A 25,188-nucleotide genomic window follows, 5' to 3' on the forward strand; every position below is an offset into this window, starting at 1 on the left:
GTTTGAGGTTACATCAAATCAAATCCTATGTCTTCGCGGAAATATTTTCCATCAAAATATATTCTTGCTGCATCTGCTGTAGCACACTGCAGAGCTTCAAATTGAGTGTCTTTAACGCTACTAATGGCTAAAACTCTGCCGCCATTGGTTTTTACTACGCCTCCTTCTAAAGCGGTACCAGCATGAAACACATACGAATCTCTCACATTGTCTAGCCCAGAAATAGCTTTACCTTTTTCGTATTCGCCAGGATATCCGCCAGCAACAATTACAACGGTTGCCGCATTTTTGGGGCTAATTTTGATTTCGTAACTACCTAATTCTTTGTTTGCACTTGCTAAGAAAAGTTCCACCAAATCATTTTCAATTCTTGGGATCACACTTTCTGTTTCTGGGTCGCCCATACGAGCGTTGTACTCAATCACATAAGGCTCTTCGCCAACTTTAATCAGTCCGAAGAAAATGAAACCAGTATAATCAATGCCTTCGCTTGCTAAACCATTTACCGTTGGTTTAATAATGCGTTCTTCAATTTTATTTAAAAACTCAGCGTTAGCAAACGGAACTGGAGAAACAGAACCCATGCCTCCAGTGTTCAAACCAGTATCGCCTTGGCCAATTCGCTTGTAATCTTTCGCTTCTGGCAAAATCACATAGTTTTTGCCATCAGTTAATACAAAAACAGAAAGTTCAATACCTGTTAAAAATTCTTCGATTACTACAGTAGAACCAGCATTTCCAAACTTGCCGCCCAGCATCAGTTTTAATTCTTCTTGTGCTTCTGCAATGTTATCTAAAATTAAAACCCCTTTTCCTGCTGCTAAACCATCAGCTTTTAAAACTATTGGGGTAGCATGAGTAGAAAGGTATTGCAGGCCTTCGGCTAAATTCTCATTGGTAAAAGATTTAGATTTCGCTGTAGGGATGTTGTGGCGCTCCATAAACTGCTTAGAGAAATCTTTGCTTCCTTCTAAAATGGCACCTTCTTTTTTAGGTCCGATAACGGGAATGTGTTTTAATTCTTCGTCGTTAACAAAAAAATCGTGAATACCTAACACCAAAGGTTCTTCGGGGCCAACTACCAATAGCTCTATTTTTTCTTTCAAAGCCAGCGCTTTTACGGCTTCAAAATCATTTGGATTGATGTTTACATTTTTGCCATAATTGGCAGTGCCAGCATTGCCAGGAGCTATAAAAAGATTAGTACATTGCTCCGATTGGCTTAATTTCCAGGCAAAAGCACATTCTCTTCCGCCAGAACCTATTAGTAAGATATTCATGCCACAAAGATATGGGTTTATGCTTATTGGGGGCATAAAATCTTAAATAAGCTACAAGCAAAGTTCTATTGCAATTAAAGTGGCATAATTACTCAGGGCCTCCATCTCTATCGTTTCTGTTTCCCATAGTGCAATTCCATCTCGGTCGTGTAGTAAACGCCCATCAATTTCAAAGGCGCCAGAAAGCACAAACGCATAAAATATAGCAGTACTGTTTAAAAAGTATTCGGTACTTCCGCGGCCATTAAACTGGCCTAAGCTTATTTTAAAAGGTAAAAAATTGGGAGTAGCACAGTGTAAATGATTTAATTTTGATAGGTCAACTTCGCTAAACATAGGAGTTGTGGGTGCGCTTTCTTGTGCTTTAATACCAATAACTACGTAGTTAATTGTGTGGCTTTCAAAAGGGTTGGTTAATTTTACAAAAGTGTTTTTCTCTAGAAAAATCGTCAAGCTTTGCCCTATCTCTATTTCGGTCTCGTTTTCTTGGTCGTCTAAATAATTTAGTGTACCGGTAACGGGTAATAGTATAATGTAGCCCTTTTCTTGTGTGTAAAAATTATAAGAGGACATTGGTGCCAGCATATCGTCGTGTAGGGCATAGAGGTTGCCAATGGGTTCTTTTACAGGGTTAAAAAAGTGCTCAGAATTGGAGAAAGTGCTGTGCCTTGTTAAATGCTTGTTTTGGATAGTCCCTCTTTGGTCTGAAACAAATATTTTGCCTTGAGAAATAGTTTTCATTCTTGTATGCTATAAATGGTAAGATAAGGAGTGATGGTAAACATATCGGTTAGCAACGGTTTGTTTTCCATATTTGATGTTTTACACGTTAGCAAATGATCTCCAATTTGGTCTATATGAAACAATTCTTCACTGTAAAAATTAATTGCCACTACATGTTTATTGCTATTGCGTAAATCAGAATTAACGATTTCGAACCTAAACTGGTTAAACTTCAAAAAATGTAAACCTACATTATTGGTAATATCTGGAATTGTTTGGTTTAGTTGCTTAACATAGTTGATTACAGCACCGCTAACTAAAAAATGTAACTTCTCCGCATTTGGAACTTCACGTAGCAGCTCTCCAAAAGTATGGTGCTTCCCATCTTGATTGTAATATTGAGATTGCATTTTGAACTCGTTAAAAGTATCAGTAAAAACCAGTTTTTCCCAGCTGCCGGTACTTTCTGCATTAATTATTTTTCTGTAACAGAGTGTTATTTTTCTTCTCATTATTGATGGGGGTTAAGCCGGTACACTGATTTGCATTTTTAATTCAAACCCTGCCGATAAACTCCCCGTTACGGTGGCAATTTCTATACCCGAAGTATCGTCACTAAAAACATTGTCGTTTTTGTTGTAAGTATATCCCGACATGCCTTTTGAGTAGCCGTTTACCAAGGCAACAGCTGTACCACTGCCTTCTGGAAATGCAATTTGAGTAACTTTTAACGAGTTTCCTGCCGCATTGTATATGTGTACATGTATGTGTGTGGCACGGCCGCTATACCATCCCGGAAAAATAGACGTAAAGGTAACTAGGCCATTGGTATCGGTAGTTTGCCTGCCACGTAAAAAATGTACAGATTGGTAATTGGTAGATTGCATGCCTGTACCACCATATTCAGAATAGTTACCTTCTGCATCGCAGTGCCAAATATCTACTATGGCGCCTGCAAGTGCGCTACAATTATTGTTGCTGTTGCCAATAGTAATTTTGGCAGTTAGCTTGTACCCACTTTTACCTTCGGTAATGTCACTTCTAACGTAAGACGCGGGAGCTTTGGTAGGGAATGGGCCTTCTGTTTCTGTTGGGGCAACTACGCAATTCGAGTTCGACGAACCTCCCGTTGCAGTAGTGGTAGTAGGTGTTTCTGATGATTTCTTGCAAGCATCAATAATTACAGGTGTACTAACTGCTCCAATTAGTAAGCTCCTTAAAAAGTTTTTTCTTTCCATATCAGCATGTTTTTGATTGAAATACAATCCGAATATGAAGAGACTTTGCTACGTTGGCAAAAATGTGTCGGCTAATGTTTGTTTTGTGTCGGTACGCTGGCGCAATGTTAATTTTTGTTAAATGCTAGCTGTTTTTCCACTCTTCAATAAAAGATACATACGTATCGCTAATGGGTAGTTTAAGTCCATTGCTTAGCTGTGCTTTTCTATTTGTTATGGCCTGTACCTCTTTAATTGCAACCACAAAACTGCGGTGTATTCTTCTAAATTTAGCTATAGGAAGCTTGTCTATCAGCTTTTTCAGTGTGGTTAAAGTGATAATCATTTTCCCGTTAGTTAAATGTATTTTAACATAATCTTCTAAACTCTCCAAATATGCGATGTCTTTGGTTTCAATTTTAACGAGCTTATATTCTGTATACACAAATAAGCATTCAATAATATTTTCCGTTTCTTTTTGCTTTTGATACTGATGATAGTCTATTGCCTTTTGAGCGGCTTTTTTAAAACGGATATAGTCAATTGGTTTTAGTAGATAATCTATGGCATTAAGCTCAAAGCCCTCAAAAGCGAAATTTTTATAAGCAGTAGTAAAAATTACCATTGGCTTTACGGTCAAAGATTTGAACAAATCTATTCCGGTAATGTCTGGCATATTGATGTCTAGAAAAAGCAGATCTACAGGAAATTGATTTAGGTATTCTGCAGCAGCAATAGCATCTTCAAAAGTATTTATAAGCTGAAGCTGAGCTATGGCATCCACATAAGTTTTAATTAAGGCAAGGGCCAAAGGCTCGTCGTCTATGGCTATACATTTCAATTTTTCCATTAGTTGGTATGAATGGTTAAATTAACTTTAAATACTTTCTGGTTGTTCTCTATCTCCAAAATGTGCTTGTTTGGATAGAGGTAGTGCAGCCTTTTTATGGTGTTTTCTAAGCCTATTCCGGTTCGTTTTTCATTTTTAAGCTTGTGGTTAATAGTGTTTTCGCAATAGAGGTTGATAAGGTTTTTTTCTATTAACAACCTGATGGTTAGTTGATTGTTTTTGTGGTTGCTAATTCCGTATTTAAAAACGTTTTCTACAAAAGCCAGTAAAATTAGGGGTGCAATTTTTTTCTGCGAGCTATCGCCAATTATTTCGTAACTAAGTGTAGTTTTTTGTGTAAGCCTTAATTTTTGTAAATCTATGTAGTCGCTCATACAGGTTATTTCCTCTTCCAAATCAACTTCATCATGCCCTGCTTTGTCTGTTAAGTATCGCATCATGCTAGATAGTTTCATAATGGAAGGAGCTGTGTTTTCGTCTTTAATTACAGCGAGGGTATAAATGTTGTTTAAAATGTTAAATAAAAAATGTGGATTAACCTGTGCCTTTAAAAATGAAAGTTCTGCTTGGGCTTTTTCCGCTTCGGCCTTTAGCGCACGCTCTGTAGTAAGCTGTAATTGTTTGTTTATTGATTTACTGATATCAATACTAATGATAATGAGCAAAATGAAAATACTTACAATATCTACCAATGGTCTGCCCACTTTTGGGGGCAACGGCATAGAATGATGTTGTGGCGGCAGATTTATTGGCGGCAGGTGTGGCTTGGCTAGCAATTGATCAAATGGACGTACAATCACAATTGCTGCTAAAATAACCACCAAGCAAACAATATAGGCAAATAGTCTTTTTTGCAGATATAATTTAGGAAATAGAAAGTAAGAGTGGAGAAAATAAACAGTACAAAATATCAAGCAAAAAAAGCATAATTGCCCAGCATCTGTACATTTAAAACTTGTTGTTGATTTTGGCCATATAAAAACAACAGCGGAAAAGAGAGTAAGAAGATAACCGCAATGGCCTCTATGGCCAATTGTAGTTTTATTTTTGTTAGCATACGTAAAGCAAGCTAACAAAAGTTAATTAATATTAAAAGTATCGATAGGTATTGGTTTTGTATAGATGAAACCATCGTAAAACGCTTTAAGGTAAATCCGATTTCGGTTTGTAAAAGAATAAAACTAGATTTGCCACCATAATGAGGCATCTCGTAACCATATCTTTAGTGTTTTTTAGTCTTTCGCACTTGGCCAAGGCCGAGCGTATAGACGGACTACGCTATTTAACGGAAAGATATTGTGCTAAAACACAAACTACCGCAGAGCAATCTGCCGTGCGGTCGGTTCAAGATTTACAAGATCTACCTCACTTTATCCTATCTAACAATCAGCTAAGCGCCATTGGCGTAATTTCTAACAAAAACTGTAAAAAGTATGGCGTGGCTAATTCGCCTTTGTTGTATGATGCTGAATTAGAAAATCCCCGAAACAATAGTCCCTAGTTCAAAAGTTCCGATGTCCGATGTCGGAAGGCCGAGAGTTTAACTTTAAAACACTACAAAGTCAAGTTGTCATAACACAATTTAATGGCCTGGTTGTTGTGTAAAGTTGAACGTCTATTGGGCTGTGTTTGAAAACAAGAAGCAATAATAACCATTGCATTATAAAACTATATATTATCATCCGACTTCGGGCATCCGACTTCGGACAATTAATCAATAAAACAATATAAAAATGTTAGGATTTTTAGCCAAGATATTTGGAAGCAAATCAGAAAGAGATATCAAGGCCTTACAGCCAATCGTTGCACAAATCAACGAGGAATACGCAAAATTATCATCATTAACTAATGATGAACTTAGAAATAAAACCATCGAATTTAAAGCAACCATTGCTTCGGCTTTGGCTACCATAGATGGTAAAATTGCAGACTTAAAAGCACAAGCAGAAAGTCCAGAGCTTTCGTTAAACGAAAAAACAAATCTTTACGATGAGGTTGATGCTTTAGGTAAAGAGCGCAATGTAGAGTTAGAGAAAGTGTTGCAACAAATTTTGCCTCAGGCATTTGCTGTGGTCAAAGAAACCTCTCGTAGGTTAAGCGAAAACGAGCAATTGGAAGTTACAGCAACCCCATTTGATAGAGAAATTGCCACCAGAAAAAGCAATGTAAAAATTGTTGGCGATAAGGCTTTATGGGCTAACCGTTGGGATGCTTCGGGCACTGAGGTAGTATGGAACATGGTACATTACGATGTGCAGTTGATTGGTGGTATGGTGCTAAACAGCGGCAAAATCGCCGAGATGGCTACTGGTGAAGGTAAAACCTTAGTAAGTACTTTGCCTGCTTATTTGAATGCTTTGGCTGGTCAAGGAGTACATATTGTAACGGTAAACGATTACCTTGCTCGTCGTGATAGCGAGTGGAATGGCCCGTTGTTCGAGTTCCACGGGTTAAGTGTAGATTGTATCGATAAACACCAACCTAACTCCGAAGAACGCAGAAAAGCTTACTTAGCAGATATCACTTACGGAACTAACAACGAGTTTGGTTTCGATTACCTGCGTGACAATATGTCGCAAACGCCAGAGCAATTGGTACAACGCAAGTTGCATTTTGCCATGGTAGATGAGGTCGATTCGGTTTTAATTGATGATGCCCGTACACCATTGATCATTTCTGGTCCAGTGCCTTTTGGCGATCAGCACGAGTTTCACGAATTGAAACCACGAATTGAACGTTTGGTGAATGCTCAAAAAGCTTACGTACAATCAGCATTAAACCAAGCTAAAACTTTAATTAACAGCGGTAATGTTGGTACAGAAGAAGGCGAAGGCGGTTTGGCATTGCTGCGTGCTCATCGCGGTTTGCCTAAAAACAAAGCCTTAATTAAGTTTTTAAGCGAAGGCAACAACAAGCAGACTTTGTTAAAAACAGAAAACTACTATATGGCAGATCAGTCTAAGAACATGCCTAAAGTAGATGCAGAGTTGTTTTTCCATATCGATGAAAAAAATAACCAAGTAGAATTAACCGAAAAAGGTATCGAAATGATTACCCAAACCGGTGAAGATCCAAGCTTTTTTGTATTGCCAGATGTAGGTACTGAAATTGCTGAAATCGAAAAATCTAGCTTGAGCAACGAAGATAAAATTGCTCAAAAAGACGCCTTGATGCGTGATTATGCTGTTAAAGCAGAGCGTATCCACTCAATTAATCAATTGTTAAAAGCCTATACTTTGTTCGAAAACGATGTAGAGTATATTGTTGATGAAGGTAAGATTAAGATTGTAGATGAGCAAACTGGCCGTATCATGGAAGGCCGCCGTTACTCTGATGGTTTGCACCAAGCCATTGAGGCAAAAGAAAACGTGAAAGTAGAAGATGCTTCGCAAACTTACGCTACAGTAACCTTGCAAAACTATTTCCGTATGTACCACAAACTTTGCGGTATGACGGGTACAGCAACTACAGAAGCTGGCGAGTTTTGGTCTATCTACAAATTAGACGTAGTGGAAATTCCTACCAACAGAGTGATTTCTAGAAAAGATGAGCAAGATTACGTTTATCGTACAGTAAGAGAAAAATACAATGCCGTAGCGGAAGAAATCGTAAAATTAACCGAAGCCGGCCGCCCAGTATTGGTAGGTACCACTTCGGTAGAGATTTCGGAATTGCTAAGCCGTATGTTGAAGTTGCGTGGTATTAAGCACAACGTGTTAAATGCGAAAATGCACCAAAGAGAGGCTGATATTGTGGCAGAAGCTGGTCAGGCTGGTCAGGTAACTATTGCCACCAACATGGCTGGTCGTGGTACCGATATTAAGTTAGGCCCAGGCGTAAAAGATGCTGGCGGTTTGGCCATTATTGGTACCGAACGTCACGAGTCTCGTCGTGTAGACAGGCAGTTGCGTGGTCGTGCCGGTCGTCAGGGAGATCCTGGAACTTCGCAGTTTTTTGTATCGTTAGAAGATAATTTGATGCGTTTATTCGGATCAGAGCGTATCTCTAACATCATGGTGCGTATGGGTATCGAAGATGGTGAGGTTATTCAACACTCAATGATTACCAACTCTATAGAAAGAGCGCAGAAAAAAGTAGAAGAAAACAACTTTGGTGTACGTAAGCGTTTGTTAGAGTACGATGACGTGATGAACTCGCAACGTACGGTAATTTACGCAAAACGTAGAAACGCTTTGTTTGGCGACCGTTTAGATGTAGACATGAGCAACATGATTTTTGATGTTGTGGAAGATGTAATTACAGAATACAAAGAGAGTAGCAACTACGAAGGTTTCAAGTTAGAAGTAATTAAAAACTTCTCTGTAGATACCGAGATTTCTGAACAAGAATTTAACAGCAAGAAAATTCCAGATCTTTCTGAGAAATTGTTTGAAGAAGTTACGGCTTTTTATCATCGCAAATCGGAAGGCATCGTTAGCCAAGCTATGCCAGTTTTAAATCAGGTTTTTGCAGATAGAGGCGATATGATTGAGCAAATTGTAGTTCCTTTTACTGATGGTATCCGCCAAATTCAAGTTCCAGTAGAATTGAAAAAAGCTATTGAGAACAACGGAAGAGAAATCACCAAAGCTTTTGAGAAAACCATCATTTTGGCTTTAATAGACGATAGCTGGAAAGAGCATTTGCGTGAAATGGACGAGTTGAAACAATCGGTACAAAACGCAGTTTACGAGCAAAAAGATCCATTAATTATCTATAAAATGGAGGCCTTTAATTTGTTCAAAGGCATGTTAAACATCGTGAACAAAGAGGTAGTAAGCTTCTTGTTTAAAGGCGGTATTCCTATGCAGCAAGAGCCAGAGCAGGTTAGAGAAGCAGTTGCTCCAAAACCTCAGCCAAAGCTAAATGCAACTAAAAAAGAATACGGCGATGAGTCTGATTTAGATTTAGTAGGCGATACTCGTGAACCGCAACCTTTGCAACCGATTAGAAAAGAAGCAACGGTAGGTAGAAACGAGCCTTGCCCATGCGGAAGTGGCAAGAAGTTTAAAAATTGCCATGGTGTGAATGCATAACAGCTCCTCTAAATCTCCCCTAAGGGGAGACTTTATGAGTTTAAAATATAGTTTTCAAGCCTCGAATTTTCTTCGGGGCTTTTTTGTTGTTCTTTAGTCTGTTACGCCATAAAATAAAAATCTTTAGCACAATAGGTTTTAAGTATTTGTAGTTATGGTTTTGCATGTTTAACTTTCTCTAAACTATCTGTCTTAAAAAGTAGTATAAATACAAAGTAAAGGCATAGAGAGCAAACGCTGAACAACCATCCCATGGCGCTAAGATAGGGAAGGATCATGTAAATCTTTTTAAAAAATGGAAAGAGTTAAAAAATTAACTCTTGCAGAGTTAAAAGAAAAAGCTACTACAGTAGAAAAAAATGAAGTAATGGAGAAAATCCAAGGTGGAGATTGGGCTGATTGTCACGGAAAAGCAGGACAGATTGAAAAAAGATTTTATCAACAAGTTGATAAAGTTTTTGACTGGTTATTTTAATTTTTACTAGCACGCAAATGGGGGTCATCTCCCATTTGTTTTTTTAATATTTACATGAATACCATTAAAAATTTTATTTTTTTTTATTTAAATCCAGGAAAAGAGGTAGTAAGAGAATACACTTTTTATGATAAGTTAAAAGGAACTGGCAGCTTATTAGTTTTTAATTTTTTGTTTTTGATTTTTTCGGGGGTTTTAATCAATACACTTTTAATTGAGTTTGGGTTGTTAATCGATCCAACTGTTACAAAAAAGTCGTTTACACTAATAGAACAAGCATTAGTTTTTGGAGTTCTCATAGCTCCTTTAGTAGAAGAAATAATTAGCCGAGTTTGGCTGGTGTACAGTGATTTTAATATATCTATTGCCGTCTCGACATTGGTAGTGGTGCTTATTTTTAAAATTTTAATGAGTGCTGATTATCATAGACTTATTGATGCTCCACTAAATGCATTTGTTCTATTAAGTGTTGGGATAGTTATTTTCTATTCAACTCAATTTTTAGTAAAAAAATCATTAGAGGTTTCGAGCTTTATATCTGCCAATATAAGGATTTTAGCAACAATGTCTGGAGTAGCTTTTGGCTATCTTCATCTATATAATTATAAAATAACATTAAATCTATTATTATTAAGCCCAATAGTTCTGATAAATTATATCGTCGGAGGACTGCTGATCGGGTACATAAGGATTAGATTCAGTTTTTTTTACGCGGTCTTACTGCACATAGCTTTCAATGCAGTCTTACTACTTATTAAATATAGATAATGGAAAACTTTTATAATTTTCAAAAAAACCAAATAAATAAAGGTCGACAGCTTCTAATAGAGAATATACAGCTTTTATTGTATAAACAAAATTCTAATATTTTCGAAGTCTTAGATTATGAAAATGATCTCATATATACTGAGCCACTCCTATTCGCTTTTTTTAATGCATCAAACTTAGATTTTCACGAATTAAATATAATACTTAAAGGCTACAAAGATAATGTCAGAGGAGAATTAGCTGTTTATACGAATAAAGAAGGACGAATTTATTTACCCAATTATGGCTGGCTAATAACTACACAATCAAAGACACAGCTACTTCTAAAATTAGAAGAAAGAATAGCTGTTGACTTAAAATCTGGAGAAAATATAAATTTAATTTTTGAACCAATTGAGTATATGCCGAACTCTCAAATAGAATTATTAAAATATCCCATCGAACTACTTTATCAGTGTTATTACGATTCCTTTGGAAATTTGGTTAATGTGGAAATTGAAGAAATTACCAAAAAGCACAGAAATCACTTATATCTTGCATTTGATCTGATTAAAAAATTTATTCCAGAGCACTATGAACTGATAGAATCTGTAACACGTAAAATCGTAGTTTTTAATGTTGATACGCATTTGAGAAATTCTTTTGCGACAATGAGAGCGCAGGGCATAGCTTTTTTTAATGCCTGTCAAGAAAATTATAATGAAGTGTTTTTTATAGATGATATAGCGCATCAAACAGGACACTTAATATTTAATGCATTAATTTATAACTTTAATTATTTTGTAAAAGCCGAGAGTGATTTAATTTTGGAAAAGATACCTTTACCAGATCAGTCACTTGACACGAGAGATATACACGTAATATTTCACGCACTATATACTTACTATACAACCTTCATATGTCTGGACGCATGTTTAACTGCATCTGTTTTCGAAAATCATAAAGAGCATGAGGCGTTAGGTCGTGTCGCATTTTACTTAGGGAAATGTTATCATGACTTAAATCTCATTGAAAATCCAAGGGACAAGAATAATATTGCAACTAATTTATTCACGGATGAGGGGTTAATAATTTACAACTCGATTAAAGAAAAATTTTCCTTAATGATAAAAAAATACGGCCCGATAGTTAAAGGATTTAATCTAAAAGACCAGCCTTACAACTTCAATTATTCTACTTTCCTAAAATCTAATCCTCTTAATGAAAAAATATAGTTGTTTTATTCTCTTATCACTTTGTATTTCAATTAATTCTTGCGTCAATAAAAAAGCGGAGACAAAGGAAATAGGAAAAATAAAAGTAAGTAGGCAAGACTCTGTTAAATTAAAAAAATATATAGAGCAAATAGATGTTTTACCATTATTTTCTACAAAGAGGCAAAAATATCTTGATAGTTTTTTATTAATTCTACCTTCTAATGCTTATGCCTGGCAGCAGAAGGCAATGCCGCTTTTCAAGCAAAAAAAATATGAAGTTGGGATGCAATACCTAGATAGTGCGGTAAAATACGACCAAACAAACCACTATCTAGAATATAGGGCATTCATAAAATGTATATTCCAAAAAAACTATATAGCGGCAATTAGGGATTTTGATGCTATTCAAAAAATAAAAGGCAACTCTTATGTGATGGATCATACTTATGAGTTTTATAAAGGACTATGCTTTTTGCAGCTTAATGAATTTAACAAAGCTGAAAAATTGTTTTCTAAAAATATTAATGAAGACAGAAAAAAACTCGGTGAGAAATGGATAAACTGCTCGGCTCTCTTTTATCAAGGAATTTGTTTTTTTGAAATGGATAATTATAAGCAGGCAATGATAAGTTTCGATGAGTGCCTGAAGCGATATAGAAACTTTACTGATGCAAAAGTACTACAAAGCAATATGTTTAGAAAACTTTGGGAGACGAGAAGAGGCCCTATTATTAATTAGAGAAGCCGAACTTGATTGTGAAACAGGTTATACAATACCAGAGACCAACACAATGTATGAGGTGTACCCTTACCAAATAAATAAATATATTTTGAAGTACTATAAAGAGAAATTAGAGGGAAAGAGAAATGAATAAGAAATTTCCTTTTTATAAACAATTAGACGAGATGGACTGTGGTCCTACTTGCTTGAGAATGGTTGCGGCTCATTATGGAAAAACTATTTCTGGAGATGTTTTGAGGGAAAGGGCATCGCTTACTAGATTGGGCGTTAGTATGGCTGGTATATCCCAAGCTGCCGAAATGGTGGGACTTCAAAGTTTGGTAATCCATTCTACTTATAAGATGATATCTGAAGAGGTTCCACTACCATGCATAGCACATTGGAGAGAAAGACATTTCATTGTTGTCTATAAAATTAGTAAGAACTTTGTATATGTTGCAGATCCTGCCTTCGGTCTAATAAAATATACAATAGAAGAATTTAAAAAGGGATGGCTAAGTTCTTCTTTAATTGTCAAAGATGATACAGAAGGCATACTTCTAGCTCTGGAGCCTACGCAAGAATTCTTGGATGACGAGGACGAAATATCAAAAAATAGTAACATCGCTTTTTTGAAGCCATTCATCAGACCATACAGAAAACTGATCGTTCAACTAATAATAGGCTTGTTCATTGGAAGTTTAATCCAGCTAATCCTTCCCTTTCTAACTCAGTCAATAGTCGATGTTGGTATAAGTCAAAACAATCTCAACTTTATCAATCTAGTATTAATCGGTCAATTAGTCTTGTTTTTAGCACAAACAACAACTACCGCCGTACGAAGCTGGCTGTTACTACATATCACTAGCCGTATAAATATTTCGATGCTAGGTAACTTCTTAATCAAACTGATGAAGTTACCAATTGCATTTTTTGATACAAAATCAACCGGAGATTTATTGCAGCGTATTCAGGATAATACCAGAATACAGAATTTTTTATCAACTGCTACTCTAAACATATTGTTCTCTGCTCTAAACATTCTAGTTTTTGCGGGGGTTTTATTTTATTATAGTTCGTCTATTTTTATTGTTTTTTTGTGCTGCACATTTGCTAATTTCTTCTGGGTGTATGCTTTTCTAAAAAAGCGAGCTATCCTGGATTATAAAAGATTTGACCAAGCAGCTGGAAACCAGAGTAGTATTTATGCAGTTACTAAATGGTATGCAAGAGATTAAGTTGAACGGTTCCGAAAAAAGACGAAGATGGGAATGGGAACTTATACAAGTCAGGCTTTTCAAACTTTCTATTAAAAGTCTTACTTTAAACCAAATGCAGGACATAGGTGGTAGTTTTATCATTCAGCTAATGGGCTTTTTAGTGACATACCTTGCAGCAAAAGATGTAATCGCAGGTAATTTTACACTAGGTGCTATGCTGTCTATACAATATATCATAGGTCAATTAAATGCACCAATAACGAGTTTTACTGGATTTATACAATCGTATCAAGATGCCAAAATAAGTATAGAACGACTTAGTGAGATACATGATAAAGATAATGAGACAGGAGTTAGTGAAAGTGAAATTGAGACATTGCCTTTATCTAAGGATATATATATCAAAAATGTGAATTTTAGGTATGGTTCACAAGCTAGTCCTCTAGTTCTTGAAGATTTAAATTTTACAATTCCAGAAGGTAAGGTAACAGCTATTGTAGGTGCTAGTGGAAGTGGGAAAACAACTCTTCTCAAATTGATTTTAAAATTTTACGATCCAACCGATGGAAGCATTGAAGTCGGAAAACATAGCATTGCTAACTACAATAGTGATTTTTGGAGAAAAAATGTTGGAGTTGTAATGCAGGATGGCTATTTGTTTGCCGATTCTGTAGCTCGTAATATAACGGAGTCTGACTCTGACGGAATTTTGAACAAGATTAAATTAGAAAGAGCGGTACAAATCGCAAATCTTGATGAGTTTATAGAGGAATTGCCCAAAGGTTATAAAACAAGAATTGGATCTAGCGGAATGGGTATAAGTGGTGGTCAGCGCCAACGAATATTTATTGCAAGAGCTATTTATAAAGATGCACCTTATTTATTATTTGATGAAGCAACCAGCTCGTTGGATGCCAATAACGAAAAAATAATTATGAAGCGATTGGAACAATACTACGAAAATAAGACTGTTGTAATTGTAGCTCATCGGTTAAATACTGTTATCAATGCTGATCAAATTATTGTTTTAGAGAAAGGGAGGATTATAGAACAAGGAAGTCATCTCGAACTCACGAAGCTAAAAGGTGCTTATTACACGCTTATTAAAAATCAGTTGGAGTTAGGTCAATAATATCAGTATGAAAAAAAGAGGCAAAATAGATGAGCTTGACAATACAGATGAGCCGATAAAAGAAATACTTGGTAGAGTTCCTTCATGGATAGTGCAATGGGGAAACACTTTAATCCTAATTTTCTTTGTAAGTATAGTTATTATTTCCTTTATAATTAAGTATCCAGAAGTTACTTATACTAATGCAAAAATAGTATCTATTAATGCCCCAAAGGCTGTTGTTTCAAGGGTATCTGGAAAGCTTGTCCAGATAAATTTTAAAGAAGATACACCAGTTAGAAAAGGCGATTTAATTGGCTTTTTAGAAAGCGTTGCTAATCATGAACAAGTCCTTGCGTTATATAATGAACTTAAGGTCATGAATAATGATTTCGTCAACAACAACCAAAAAGATTTAGACACAAGGCTTTTTGAAATTGCTCATAATGAATTAGGGGAACTACAGCAATCTTTCCAAGCATTTTTCCAAGCTTATCTGACATATAAGAACTATATGCCAGGAGCGCTTTATGAAGAAAAAGAAGAAGATGCTTTTAGCCGATTTAAATAATCTCTCGAAAACAAAAGATAATTTGGAGAAACAAAAAGCTCTGATTATGCAAGATGCTTCATTGTCTAAATCGACATTTGAAGCTAATGAAAGTTTAAAACAAAAAAAAATTATTTCGGATCTAGAGTATAGGACAGAAAAAAGCAAGTTGATTAACAAACTGATTTCAATACCTCAGATAGATGCCAGTATGCTAAACACAGAGAGTATAAAGAGTGATAAAAAAAGGAAATTTTGGAACTTGAGAACAATATATTTAGACAAAGGCTTCATTTCAAGGAAGAGTTAAGTATATTTAATAGTCAAGTAGAAGATTGGATAAAAAAATATGTATTAATTGCACCAATAAATGGAACAGTCAATTATAATAACTTCTTGCAGGTAAATCAGCAAGTACAGACTAATCAAATATTATGCTACATAAATCCGCAGGATAGTAAATTTTATGCAGAGATGTATATCCCTCAGTCTAATTTTGGAAAAGTTAAGCTGGGTCAGAAAGTATTATTTAAATTCCCATCTTATCCTTACCAAGAATATGGTATCGTAGAAGGCCATATTGATTTTATTTCAAAAATAGGTACTGATAGCGGATATTTGTCAAAAGTTAAATTCATGAATAAACTATCAATCACATACAATAAAGATTTACATTATAAAGATGGCATGATTGCTAATGCTGAAATAGTTACAAAAGATATGAAGTTAATAGAAAGATTTTATTATAAAATAATTAAATTGGTAAAGTAGGAGGGCTATAGAAAGAATAATTAACAGTTGCCTAGTCTAAAAACTCCGTAAGCTTTTAAAAGGCGAAGCCCTCAACTTTACCGTTGAAAAAGCAATAACAAGTAAAAGTTAAAACTTCGTAAGTTGTCAAAATAATTATAGCCCCGATTTTATCGGGGCTTTTTTATGTGACATTAAACATTTGCATAGCCCAGCAATAATCCCGATTTTTGCAAATCTTTATGCACCTCGTCATTGCGAGGAACGAAGCAATCTTAAAGCAAAATGAAAATATTTTTGGTCTTAATTTCTGTATTACTAGGCGCTGAAGCTTTTGCCCAAAAGGGCGAAGTAATTGTCGCGAAAGATCCCTTAATTGATAGTTTAATAGCAAAACGAATTGAGCTTAATAAAGTAAAGCCTACTGTTACCAATCCGAGTAGTGGTGTTATCGTTTCGTCTATGGGCTACCGAGTACAAATTTACTACGGTTCCGATAGGCGAGAAGTTTTTTCACAACAGGCACAGTTTAAATCAAGCTATCCTAAGCTCAATACCTATATCACTTATAAAGAACCAAATTATTATTTAAGAGTGGGCGACTATCGTACCAAGCTAGAGGCGCAGCAATTTCTTAACCAATTGCGGCCAGATTATCCAACCCTATTTATTTTTAGGGAGAAGATAAACGCACCAATTTTAGAACAGTAGATAAATAGTTAACAGTTCTCAATTCGCAGTTGTCGAGAATAGCGACTAAAAAACGAAACAACTAACCATCCAAAAAACTAACCGAAACAATGAAACAAAAAATACAAGAATTAGCCACTCAAATTTTTAACGAAGTAGTAGCTTTTCGTCAACATTTACACGCCAATCCAGAATTATCTTTCAAAGAGTACCAAACTTCTGCATTTGTAAAGGAAAAGCTAAGCAATTGGGGCATTCCGTTTACAGAAATGGCTAACACAGGTGTGGTAGGCTTAATTACTGGCGCTTTGCCATCAGATCAGGTCATCGCTTTGCGTGGAGATATGGATGCGCTGCCAATTACAGAAGCGAATGATAAACCTTATGCTTCTAAAAATCCGGGTGTTATGCATGCTTGTGGCCACGATGTACACACTTCTTCGTTGTTGGGTACGGCATATATCCTTAACCAATTAAAAGAAGAATTTGCAGGTACCGTAAAACTGATTTTTCAACCTGCCGAAGAAATTTTGCCGGGCGGTGCCAGTATCATGATTAAAGAAGGGGTTTTAGAAAATCCTAAGCCACAAGCTATTGTTGGTCAGCACGTAATGCCGTTAATTGATGCAGGTAAAGTTGGTTTCCGTTCGGGTATTTACATGGCTTCTACCGATGAAATTTACGTAACCGTAACGGGCAAAGGTGGCCACGGTGCGCAACCACACCAAAATATCGATCCTGTTTTAATTACTTCGCATATTATTGTTGCCTTGCAGCAAATTGTAAGTCGTAATGCCGATCCGCGTTTGCCTTCGGTACTTTCTTTCGGTAAAGTAATTGCCAACGGAGCAACCAATGTAATTCCTAACGAGGTAAAATTGGAAGGTACTTTTAGAACCTTGAACGAAGAGTGGCGCAACGAAGCACATCGCTTGATGAAAAAAATGGCAGAAGGAATTGCAGAAAGTATGGGTGGAAGTTGTCATTTCGATATCCACAGAGGTTATCCTTTTTTAATTAATGAAGAAAAATTAACCAACAGCACAAAAGTATTGGCACAAGAGTATTTAGGCGAAGAAAACGTAGTTGATTTAGATATTTGGATGGCTGCCGAAGATTTTGCTTACTATTCTCAAGTAACTGATGCTTGTTTCTATCGTTTAGGTACGGGTAATGCCGCTAAAGATACTTGCCACTCGGTACACACGCCAAATTTTGATATTGATGAAGATGCCTTAAAAACTTCTACAGGTTTAATGGCCTATATCGCCCTAAAACAATTAGGTAATTAAATTGGTTGTTTAGTTGGTTTGTCGTTTTTTTTTGGTGCTGCCAACGTAAAACTTATAACTTCTATGGTAAAGAATTGTTTTATTGTTGAATTGCAGTATTGTTGGTTAATAATAGCTAGTTCCTTGAACCACTATTGCTACTGTAAATTGCCAACTGTAAACTGAATCATGTCTTTATGGTTCAAAAATTGGAATAAATGAAAAAACTTTGCTTTATCATACTTTTGTTGTTTGTTGTTGGCGCTAACGCTCAGCAAATTCCTCGTTTTAATCCAGATACGTTAAAAACCATTACGTTAGATTCGGTAGTTAATATTAAAGCTAAACGTTTAAATATCGAAACATTTATTGATGCCATTATTAACGATACCAGTTTTTACGAAGCTTTTCGGAACATGAAAAAGTACACTTTCATCGCCGAAAATCGAGTTTTTACTTACGATAAAAAGAACAAAGTTGATGGAAAAATTTATCGCAAGATAAGGCACAACAACGACGGGCCTTATAAAATGGAGTATCTGGTAAAAGAAGATGATGGCAAGGTTTATAAAAAGAACGGCAAATACCAGTTGTACACCGTAGAGATGTTCGACTACATTTTTATGAATGCCTACAATACTGATTTTGCGCCTGCTTCGGCACCAAGTACAGGTAAAAAAGGTGGAAACGAAGGTTATAAAGATAAACTTAAAACTTTAATCTTTAATCCGGGGCGACCAATTAAAGGCATTCCGTTTATTGGTAGTAAAACCGAAATATTTACGGCCAATATGCGCCAATATTACGATTACACGTTCTACAGCGGTACGTATTTAGATTCCATTCCGGTCTATCGTTTTAAAGTATCGGTAAAGCCAGATCTTTCTAAATGGACCAAAGACGGCATTATGATTAAGGAGCTGGTTACTATTTTTGATAAACGTAATTTCGAGATTTTAGGACGCTACGTAGACATGAAATACAGCAACATGCTTTTTGATTTTGATGTGCAGATGAATATTGAAATGAGCTATTTCGATGAAGTTAAACTGCCTACAAAAATTACCTACCAAGGGAATTGGGATTATCCACTAAAGAAAGAAGAACGGGCAAGTTTTTTGGTCTTGCACAAAGATTATCGTTTGGGAAAAGGCAAATAATTACGGCTTTAGCGCAATATCATTGACAATGTATTTGCTCAGCTTTTGCGACATATTTTGGTAGTCGATCTTCTCTTTGCTGGCATCAATTTTAAGCTCGGCGCCATGTATCACATTGTGTAAGGCAATACTTAGTCCAGCTACGGCGGCGGTGCCACCAGCGCCAACCAATACGGCTACTGCACCATCATCTACAGATTGCGCCGCTACAATAGCGCCACCTACTAGCCCACCGGTAATTATGGCGTAACCCACATCACTATGGCGTTTCAAAATCTTAATTTTCTTTATTTTTTGGTAGGCAATGGTCCTTGTCAATTCTTTCTTGTCAACCAAAACCAAGGCGGTATCATTAATCGCTATAATTTTGCCATGTACCTTTTGTTTTGCATCTGTAATCAATAAAGCGGTGTAAGGTGCTCTTTTTTTCTCTTGAGCATAGCTGATATTGACAATAAAAAGCAATAGGATGATGGTAAATGAAGATTTAGCGAGTAATTTCATTAGTGTTGTTCGATAATTTGTATCAAAGATAGAAAATAATTAACCATGTTGATATTTAAGAGTAAACAATTAAATTAGCTGCATAAAAATACAAGGATGAAAAACATTTTAAAACTATCAGTTGTGGCGTGTGCCCTAATTCTGCTATCTGCTATGAAACCTAAAACAAAAAAAGTAATATTCTTTGGCGACTCGATTACCCAAGCGGGTGTGCAGGGAAACGGCTATATCAATTTACTTAAAAAGCAGGTAGATAGTACTAAGTTTGAATTGTTTGGTGCTGGCATTGGTGGCAATAAAGTATACGACCTATACTTGCGCTTAGAAGATGATGTATTGGCTAAAAAACCCGACCTGGTTTTTATTTATGTAGGTATCAACGATGTTTGGCATAAACAAACTTCAAAAACAGGGACAGATTATCCCAAATATCTCAAATTCTATCAGGCATTAATTAACAAAATTAAAGCACGCGGTAGTGCAGTAGTTTTATGCACACCTTCGGTAGTTGGCGAGAAAAAAAATGGAGCTAACGAACTAGATGCCGATTTAGATAAGTATGCGGAGGGCATAAGGGAGTTGGCCGCTAAAAATAATCTTCCGCTATGCGATTTAAGAAGGGCTTTTAAAGCTTACGAGGAACAAAATAATCCGCAAGATTTGGAGAAAGATATTTTAACCAGAGATAGGGTGCATTTGAACGATAAGGGAAACCAGTTTGTGGCAGATCAGATGTTGCCTTTTATTAAGTAATGGTGTGCTAACCACCTAAGACACCTTAGTTCACATGAGATGAGTTGCCCAAACTTTAGACAAACAAGATCAAGCTAAATTAAATACACCGAAAAAGTGTCTGTATTTTTTGAAGTAAATATGCTAAGGTTTCTTAAATGTCTAAGGTGGTAAAATAATTTGCTAAATTTGAAGTCCCATTTAGAACGAGATTAGCAGCAAATGATTACAGCGGAAACCATTGAGAAAATTAAGGAAACAGCCCGAATTGAAGAGGTTGTTGGCGATTTTGTACACCTTAAAAAACGAGGTTCGAGCTTAATTGGTAATTGCCCTTTTCACGGCGAAAAAACACCTTCTTTTCACGTTTCGGTAAACAAAGGCATTTACAAGTGCTTTGGCTGCGGTGTAGCTGGTGATTCGGTGCGTTTTGTAATGGAGCACGAGAAATACTCGTATCCAGAAGCGCTGAAATTTTTGGCCAACAAGTACAATATTGAAGTTGAAGAAACGGTTGAAAGTAAGGAAAACATAGAGCTGAACAGTGCTCGTGAAAGTCTTTACATTGTTTCGCAGTTTGCCGCTAATTTTTTCGAAGACCAACTTTGGAACAGTGCCGATGGTAAAGCCATTGGTTTAAGCTATTTTAAAGAACGCGGTTTTAGGGAAGATATCATCAAAAAATTTAATCTAGGCTATTCGCCAGATGTTTGGGATGCTTTGACGTTGGAGGCCGAAAAAAACGGTCACGCGGTAGAATACCTAGAAAAAACTGGCCTTTCTATCAGAAATGATAAAGGAAAGTTATATGATAGGTTCCGTGGTAGGGTCATGTTTCCCATCCACAACTTTACGGGCAGGGTAATTGGTTTTGGTGGTAGAACTTTAAAAACCGACAAGAACATACCTAAATACGTTAACTCGCCAGAGAGTGATATTTACCACAAATCTAATGTGCTGTATGGCTTGTTCCATGCAAAAAAGGCCATTCGCGACCAAGATAACTGTTATTTGGTAGAAGGCTATGTCGATGTTTTAGCGGTACATCAGGCTTATATCGAGAACGTTGTTGCTTCTTCTGGAACATCCTTAACTATAGAGCAAATTAAGCTCATTGCTCGTTTTACGCAAAACGTAACCATTTTATATGATGGCGATGCGGCGGGTATCAAAGCCTCTTTGCGTGGTTTGGATATGATTTTGGAAGAGGGACTGAACGTAAAAGTAGTTTCTTTTCCAGACGGAGACGACCCCGATTCTTATATGCACAAAGTGGGTGCGGGCGCCTTTAAAACCTACATCGAAGAGCAGCGTCAAGATTTTATCCTCTACAAAGCCAATATTTTACTGGCCGATGCCGGGAAAGATCCTATCAAAAAAGCGGGGATCATTAGGGATATTGTAGAAAGCATCGCTAAAATTCCGGATAACATCAAGGCTTCGGTATTTATTAAAGAATGTAGCCACTTGCTAGAAATTGAAGAGCGAGTGCTGCTTACCGAGCTGAATGCCATAAAAGTAGCCAAGAGCAAAAAAGCCGCAGCTCCGCAAAGAGCAAGCAGTAGTCCTAGTCATCCAGATATGCCACCTGATGATTTGTTTGCTGAAGATGGACCAGCCGAAGCGACAGAAGTAGCTACCCAACAAATAAGTACAGATATTTTGCAAGAGCAGGAAATTGTGCGGTTGCTACTAACTTTCGGGCACGAGCTAGTAACTTTTGAGCAGGTTGGTGAAATGCACGTGGGTTCATTTATTATTCAAAATTTAGGCGACGTGACTTTTGAAAACGCTTTATGCAAGCGTATAGTTGACTATTATACTGCGGAAGTTGAAAACGGACAGTTGCCAACTATTAATCAGTTTTTGATGAGTGAGGATGGCGAAATTGCAACCTTGGCTATTACTTTAAGCACTTCGCCATATAGTTTAAGCGAAAATTGGTTAAACAAGCACCAGATTTACGTAAAAGACGAAAGCCAAAATATAAAAGGAGCAGCATTGGCGGACTTTATCATCTTAAAAAGCGAAAGGTAGACAGGATGCTTACCGATTTAATGAATCAGATTAAAGAAGAAACAGACGCAACCAATCAAGATATTTTAATGGGACGTTATGCGCAGGTTAAAAACGTGGAGCGTACCATCTCTAAATTTTTAGGTTCGGTAATTGTGAAATAATGATTGAATTTTGAATGAGTAAATGATTAAATAGCTAGATTAGATTTAATTTGCTTTTTTGCTTATTCTATCATTCAAAATTTTCTCATTCAATCATTTCAAAGTATGGCTATTCACAACGATACAGGCAAAGCTGGTGAAAAGGCAGCGGTTCGCTTCTTGGAGCAACAAGGCTACGAAATTTTAGATGAAAATTGGACTTATGGTAAATCTGAAGTTGATATAGTTGCGCTTAAATCAAATACCCTTATCTTTATCGAAGTTAAAACACGCAGCTCGGTAGCTTTTGGTATGCCCCAAGACTTTGTAAGTGCCGCAAAACAACGTCAATTGGAACTGGCGGCAAGAGCCTACATCGAGATTATGGATTACCACGGAGAAATTAGGTTTGATATTGTGGCAGTGTTAGTTACTAAAGATAAACAATTTAAAATCACTCATATAGAGGATGCTTTTTGGCCTTATGCGTAAAATTATTGCTTACATTTTATTGTCTGCCACTTTATTTCAGTTTGCTTGTAATAACAAGGTTGGTAGCTACATTACATTTAAAGATCCTTTGCAGGGCCAAAGCTTTAACAGCGGTAAACCTGTAAAAATAGAATTAGATATTCCAGAGAAAATTGAGATACAAAATATCAGTTATTTAATAGATGGAAAGCAGTTTGCCGAAAAAACGAGTAGAGATTTTGTAACCTTAGATACGCAAAACCTCCCTTTGGGTTACAGAATGCTTACCGCAATTGTAAAAAGCGGAAGTCAAACAGATACCATTACCAATAACATTATCCTTACAACAGATAAGAAACCTTTGAAGTTGAAATACACTTTGATCAATACTTTTCCGCATGACACTTCTTCTTACACCCAGGGTTTGAGTTTTGTAGATGGAAAACTATTGGAGAGCACTGGTAGAAAGGGGCAATCGCAATTAAAATATGTAGACCTTAAAACTGGCAAGGCGATAAAATCTGTTTCATTAAAACCTGAGTATTTTGGCGAAGGCTCGGTAAAAGTGGGCAACCAGATTGTGGTGCTTACTTGGCAAGAAAATGTAGGCTTGGTTTACGATGCAACCACTTTAGAAGAAAAAACAACTTTTTCGTATCAAAGTAGCAGAGAAGGCTGGGGCTTAACCTACAATGGTAAACAATTGCTACGTAGCGATGGCAGCAACAAAATCTGGCTCATGAATGCAACCACTTTTAAGGAAGAAGGTTTTATTGAAGTGTACGACAACAAAGGTGCTGTTGAGCAACTGAATGAATTGGAATATATTGATGGGAAATTATACGCCAATGTGTATGGTGCCAACAGAATTGTAGTGATTGATCTTAAAACCGGCGCTGTGGAAGCAGAGGTAGATTTGGGTAAATTAGTGCCTAAAAACTTTTTTAAGGACGATTACGAGATCAGTAACAATGTGTTAAATGGCATTGCTTACGATGCCGCAGGAAAGCGTTTGTTCGTAACGGGAAAAAAATGGCCTAATTTGTTCGAGATTAAATTGAGCGAGAAGTAATTTAGCTTTCGAATAATTTTAATCTTAGCTAACAGAAGGGTATATTTTTATTCCCGTTTGGCTTTAGCCAACGGATTAGGAACAATGTATTAAGGCTTTAGCCACATCAACTGCATTTTGGCTAAAGTCTCTTTTTTACATTTTTGCTGTTAGACATTACAAATGTCGAACCCGTATCATCGGATTTTTAATCCGTTTTATGATTTGATGTATGCTCGGGCCACAGACCCGACGATAAGACTTCGGAGTTGCACACTCCGAAGAGGGGAACAGCGGACTGCCCTAATTAACTTTGTCAATCTTAATATGAGATATGCTGATAAGATTGACAAAGCTTTAGCATAGGCTTTCGTTAATTAGACCCGATTGAACGTAAAGCCCGCAAGCGAGTAAAACGAGTGCGGACTTGAAGAGAAAGCGGGACTGAAATTGCCAAGAAGGAAAAATGTGGCTCTTCTAAAAAAGAAAAAGCCAGTAAAAAGTAAGCTGCTTAGCTAAACTTGTTGTTGGGGCAACTAATCTTTTTTTACTTCATTTTCTTTTAAGTAGCCTTGGTAGGTAATAGATTGCTTTGCATTGCTGTTTAACGATAAAGTGGCATAGCCTTCATCGCCAATATTTAAAGCCAAACGATAGTTTTCTTTGGCATCAATAGTTTGGATAAGGATATCCCAACCACGTTTTTTGCCCTTTTTACTCTTGTACTCAAATTTCTTTGAAGTGAACTTTACGCCACCCTCATTTTGGCCAATTGGTGCCGTAAAAGACCTGCCGTAATAGGGTAAAAATGCAATTACACTATCGGGTGTAACTTTTACTTCGTAATAAGTTTCGTTGAGGTTAATGGTGCCGCCTTGCATAGCTCCAGGCATACGGCTCATTACAGCGCTGATATCTTGCACATTTAAAGGTGTGGCACTTCTGGCTACAAAAGTGTAGGTTTTAGCTTCCACAATTTTAGCTGTAGTAGCTTTATCGGTTTGGGCAACAGCCTGAATTGAAATTAAAGCCAATACTGCGGTGTATAATATTTTTAAGCTATTCATCTCTCTATTGTTTTATCAATTTAATGCTATGATGATAAGAACGAACAAAATCCATAAAAGTTTATAAGCTAGTTTAATTAGGTTGTTTGGCATGCTTACGATGATCGAATATAGACTTTTGTTTTTATCATCTAAATAAACAAGGCTGTTTGCCGCTACTAACTCCTTAACCCTTTTCGCTTATGC

The 25,188-nt window shown here is 36.5% G+C and carries 27 protein-coding genes; 18 read left to right on the top strand and 9 right to left on the bottom strand.

The features are described from left to right. Positions 1-8: 8 nt before the first annotated feature. The 7 genes from purD to OVA16_RS07450 all read right to left on the bottom strand — a co-directional run bounded on the left by purD (position 9) and on the right by OVA16_RS07450 (position 5,127). Positions 9-1,280: a phosphoribosylamine--glycine ligase gene (purD, locus tag OVA16_RS07420; protein WP_267764571.1), complete on the bottom strand. Its 1,272-nt coding sequence runs from the start codon at positions 1,278-1,280 to the stop codon at positions 9-11. Positions 1,281-1,331: 51 nt separating this feature from the next. After that, positions 1,332-2,021: a hypothetical protein gene (locus tag OVA16_RS07425; RefSeq protein ID WP_267764572.1), complete on the bottom strand. Its 690-nt coding sequence runs from the start codon at positions 2,019-2,021 to the stop codon at positions 1,332-1,334. Beyond that, positions 2,018-2,515 carry a hypothetical protein gene (locus tag OVA16_RS07430; protein WP_267764573.1) on the bottom strand — a complete coding sequence of 166 codons (498 nt, stop codon included), beginning with the start codon at positions 2,513-2,515 and terminating at the stop codon, positions 2,018-2,020. Before OVA16_RS07430 ends, OVA16_RS07425 begins: the two co-directional genes overlap by 4 nt. Before the next feature lie 12 nt (positions 2,516-2,527). Next, the gene (locus tag OVA16_RS07435) at positions 2,528-3,241 is read right to left on the bottom strand and encodes an intradiol ring-cleavage dioxygenase (protein WP_267764574.1); all 714 of its coding nucleotides are present in this window, start codon (positions 3,239-3,241) and stop codon (positions 2,528-2,530) included. A gap of 124 nt (positions 3,242-3,365) precedes the next feature. Continuing rightward, entirely contained in the window at positions 3,366-4,070 is a 705-nt protein-coding gene (locus OVA16_RS07440) for a LytR/AlgR family response regulator transcription factor (protein ID WP_267764577.1), read from the bottom strand. Beyond that, entirely contained in the window at positions 4,070-4,891 is an 822-nt protein-coding gene (locus tag OVA16_RS07445) for a sensor histidine kinase (RefSeq protein WP_267764579.1), read from the bottom strand. The genes OVA16_RS07440 and OVA16_RS07445 overlap by 1 nt, the downstream gene beginning before the upstream one ends. Before the next feature lie 89 nt (positions 4,892-4,980). Continuing rightward, positions 4,981-5,127: a hypothetical protein gene (locus OVA16_RS07450; RefSeq protein WP_267764580.1), complete on the bottom strand. Its 147-nt coding sequence runs from the start codon at positions 5,125-5,127 to the stop codon at positions 4,981-4,983. A 141-nt stretch (positions 5,128-5,268) separates the two neighbouring features. Between OVA16_RS07450 and OVA16_RS07455 the strand changes: the two genes are divergently transcribed. From OVA16_RS07455 to OVA16_RS07515, 13 genes are all read left to right on the top strand, one after another. After that, positions 5,269-5,571 (top strand): hypothetical protein, encoded by a 303-nt coding sequence (locus tag OVA16_RS07455; RefSeq protein WP_267764583.1) that lies wholly within the window; start codon positions 5,269-5,271, stop codon positions 5,569-5,571. Positions 5,572-5,803: 232 nt separating this feature from the next. Continuing rightward, on the top strand, positions 5,804-9,106 hold the full coding sequence (gene secA / locus OVA16_RS07460) for a preprotein translocase subunit SecA (RefSeq protein ID WP_267764585.1): 3,303 nt from the start codon (positions 5,804-5,806) through the stop codon (positions 9,104-9,106). 295 nt (positions 9,107-9,401) lie between these two features. Beyond that, entirely contained in the window at positions 9,402-9,581 is a 180-nt protein-coding gene (locus OVA16_RS07465) for a hypothetical protein (protein ID WP_267764587.1), read from the top strand. A 54-nt stretch (positions 9,582-9,635) separates the two neighbouring features. Further along, complete coding sequence (locus tag OVA16_RS07470) at positions 9,636-10,349, top strand: type II CAAX prenyl endopeptidase Rce1 family protein (protein WP_267764588.1); 714 nt, start codon at positions 9,636-9,638, stop codon at positions 10,347-10,349. Beyond that, positions 10,349-11,563 (top strand): hypothetical protein, encoded by a 1,215-nt coding sequence (locus OVA16_RS07475; RefSeq protein WP_267764589.1) that lies wholly within the window; start codon positions 10,349-10,351, stop codon positions 11,561-11,563. Before OVA16_RS07470 ends, OVA16_RS07475 begins: the two co-directional genes overlap by 1 nt. Further along, a complete protein-coding gene (locus tag OVA16_RS07480) occupies positions 11,550-12,284 on the top strand; it encodes a tetratricopeptide repeat protein (protein ID WP_267764590.1) in 735 nt (244 codons plus the stop codon). Before OVA16_RS07475 ends, OVA16_RS07480 begins: the two co-directional genes overlap by 14 nt. A 128-nt stretch (positions 12,285-12,412) precedes the next feature. Further along, the gene (locus tag OVA16_RS07485) at positions 12,413-13,504 is read left to right on the top strand and encodes a cysteine peptidase family C39 domain-containing protein (protein WP_267764593.1); all 1,092 of its coding nucleotides are present in this window, start codon (positions 12,413-12,415) and stop codon (positions 13,502-13,504) included. Then, positions 13,440-14,618 (top strand): peptidase domain-containing ABC transporter, encoded by a 1,179-nt coding sequence (locus tag OVA16_RS07490; RefSeq protein ID WP_267764594.1) that lies wholly within the window; start codon positions 13,440-13,442, stop codon positions 14,616-14,618. The genes OVA16_RS07485 and OVA16_RS07490 overlap by 65 nt, the downstream gene beginning before the upstream one ends. A gap of 7 nt (positions 14,619-14,625) precedes the next feature. Further along, positions 14,626-15,168, top strand: a complete 543-nt coding sequence (locus OVA16_RS07495) for a biotin/lipoyl-binding protein (RefSeq protein WP_267764595.1) — start codon at positions 14,626-14,628, stop codon at positions 15,166-15,168. Positions 15,169-15,402: 234 nt separating this feature from the next. Further along, complete coding sequence (locus OVA16_RS07500; protein ID WP_267764597.1) at positions 15,403-15,918, top strand: HlyD family efflux transporter periplasmic adaptor subunit; 516 nt, start codon at positions 15,403-15,405, stop codon at positions 15,916-15,918. Between the two features lie 264 nt (positions 15,919-16,182). Then, on the top strand, positions 16,183-16,608 hold the full coding sequence (locus OVA16_RS07505) for an SPOR domain-containing protein (protein WP_267764599.1): 426 nt from the start codon (positions 16,183-16,185) through the stop codon (positions 16,606-16,608). A gap of 89 nt (positions 16,609-16,697) precedes the next feature. Next, entirely contained in the window at positions 16,698-17,879 is a 1,182-nt protein-coding gene (locus tag OVA16_RS07510; protein ID WP_267764601.1) for a M20 metallopeptidase family protein, read from the top strand. Positions 17,880-18,076: 197 nt separating this feature from the next. Beyond that, the gene (locus tag OVA16_RS07515; protein WP_267764602.1) at positions 18,077-19,018 is read left to right on the top strand and encodes a hypothetical protein; all 942 of its coding nucleotides are present in this window, start codon (positions 18,077-18,079) and stop codon (positions 19,016-19,018) included. Here OVA16_RS07515 and OVA16_RS07520 read toward each other — a convergent pair whose 3' ends face one another. After that, complete coding sequence (locus OVA16_RS07520; protein WP_267764604.1) at positions 19,019-19,522, bottom strand: hypothetical protein; 504 nt, start codon at positions 19,520-19,522, stop codon at positions 19,019-19,021. Positions 19,523-19,618: 96 nt separating this feature from the next. Here OVA16_RS07520 and OVA16_RS07525 point away from each other — a divergent pair, with 96 nt between their 5' ends. The 5 genes from OVA16_RS07525 (at position 19,619) to OVA16_RS07540 (ending at position 23,956) form a co-directional block, all read left to right on the top strand. Further along, positions 19,619-20,275, top strand: coding sequence for an SGNH/GDSL hydrolase family protein (locus OVA16_RS07525; protein ID WP_267764605.1), 657 nt, complete (start codon positions 19,619-19,621; stop codon positions 20,273-20,275). A 201-nt stretch (positions 20,276-20,476) separates the two neighbouring features. Next, positions 20,477-22,291 (top strand): DNA primase, encoded by a 1,815-nt coding sequence (gene dnaG, locus OVA16_RS07530; protein WP_324288570.1) that lies wholly within the window; start codon positions 20,477-20,479, stop codon positions 22,289-22,291. A 20-nt stretch (positions 22,292-22,311) separates the two neighbouring features. Further along, positions 22,312-22,434, top strand: a complete 123-nt coding sequence (locus OVA16_RS20045) for a hypothetical protein (RefSeq protein ID WP_324288571.1) — start codon at positions 22,312-22,314, stop codon at positions 22,432-22,434. Positions 22,435-22,539: 105 nt separating this feature from the next. Next, positions 22,540-22,905, top strand: coding sequence for a YraN family protein (locus OVA16_RS07535; protein ID WP_267764606.1), 366 nt, complete (start codon positions 22,540-22,542; stop codon positions 22,903-22,905). After that, positions 22,898-23,956: a glutaminyl-peptide cyclotransferase gene (locus OVA16_RS07540; protein ID WP_267764607.1), complete on the top strand. Its 1,059-nt coding sequence runs from the start codon at positions 22,898-22,900 to the stop codon at positions 23,954-23,956. The genes OVA16_RS07535 and OVA16_RS07540 overlap by 8 nt, the downstream gene beginning before the upstream one ends. A gap of 515 nt (positions 23,957-24,471) precedes the next feature. On the opposite strand, the gene OVA16_RS07545 is transcribed toward OVA16_RS07540, so the two are convergent. Continuing rightward, entirely contained in the window at positions 24,472-25,002 is a 531-nt protein-coding gene (locus OVA16_RS07545; protein ID WP_267764608.1) for a DUF4251 domain-containing protein, read from the bottom strand. Positions 25,003-25,188: the final 186 nt, after the last annotated feature.

The organism is Pedobacter sp. SL55, assembly GCF_026625705.1.
Lineage (GTDB): Bacteria > Bacteroidota > Bacteroidia > Sphingobacteriales > Sphingobacteriaceae > Pedobacter.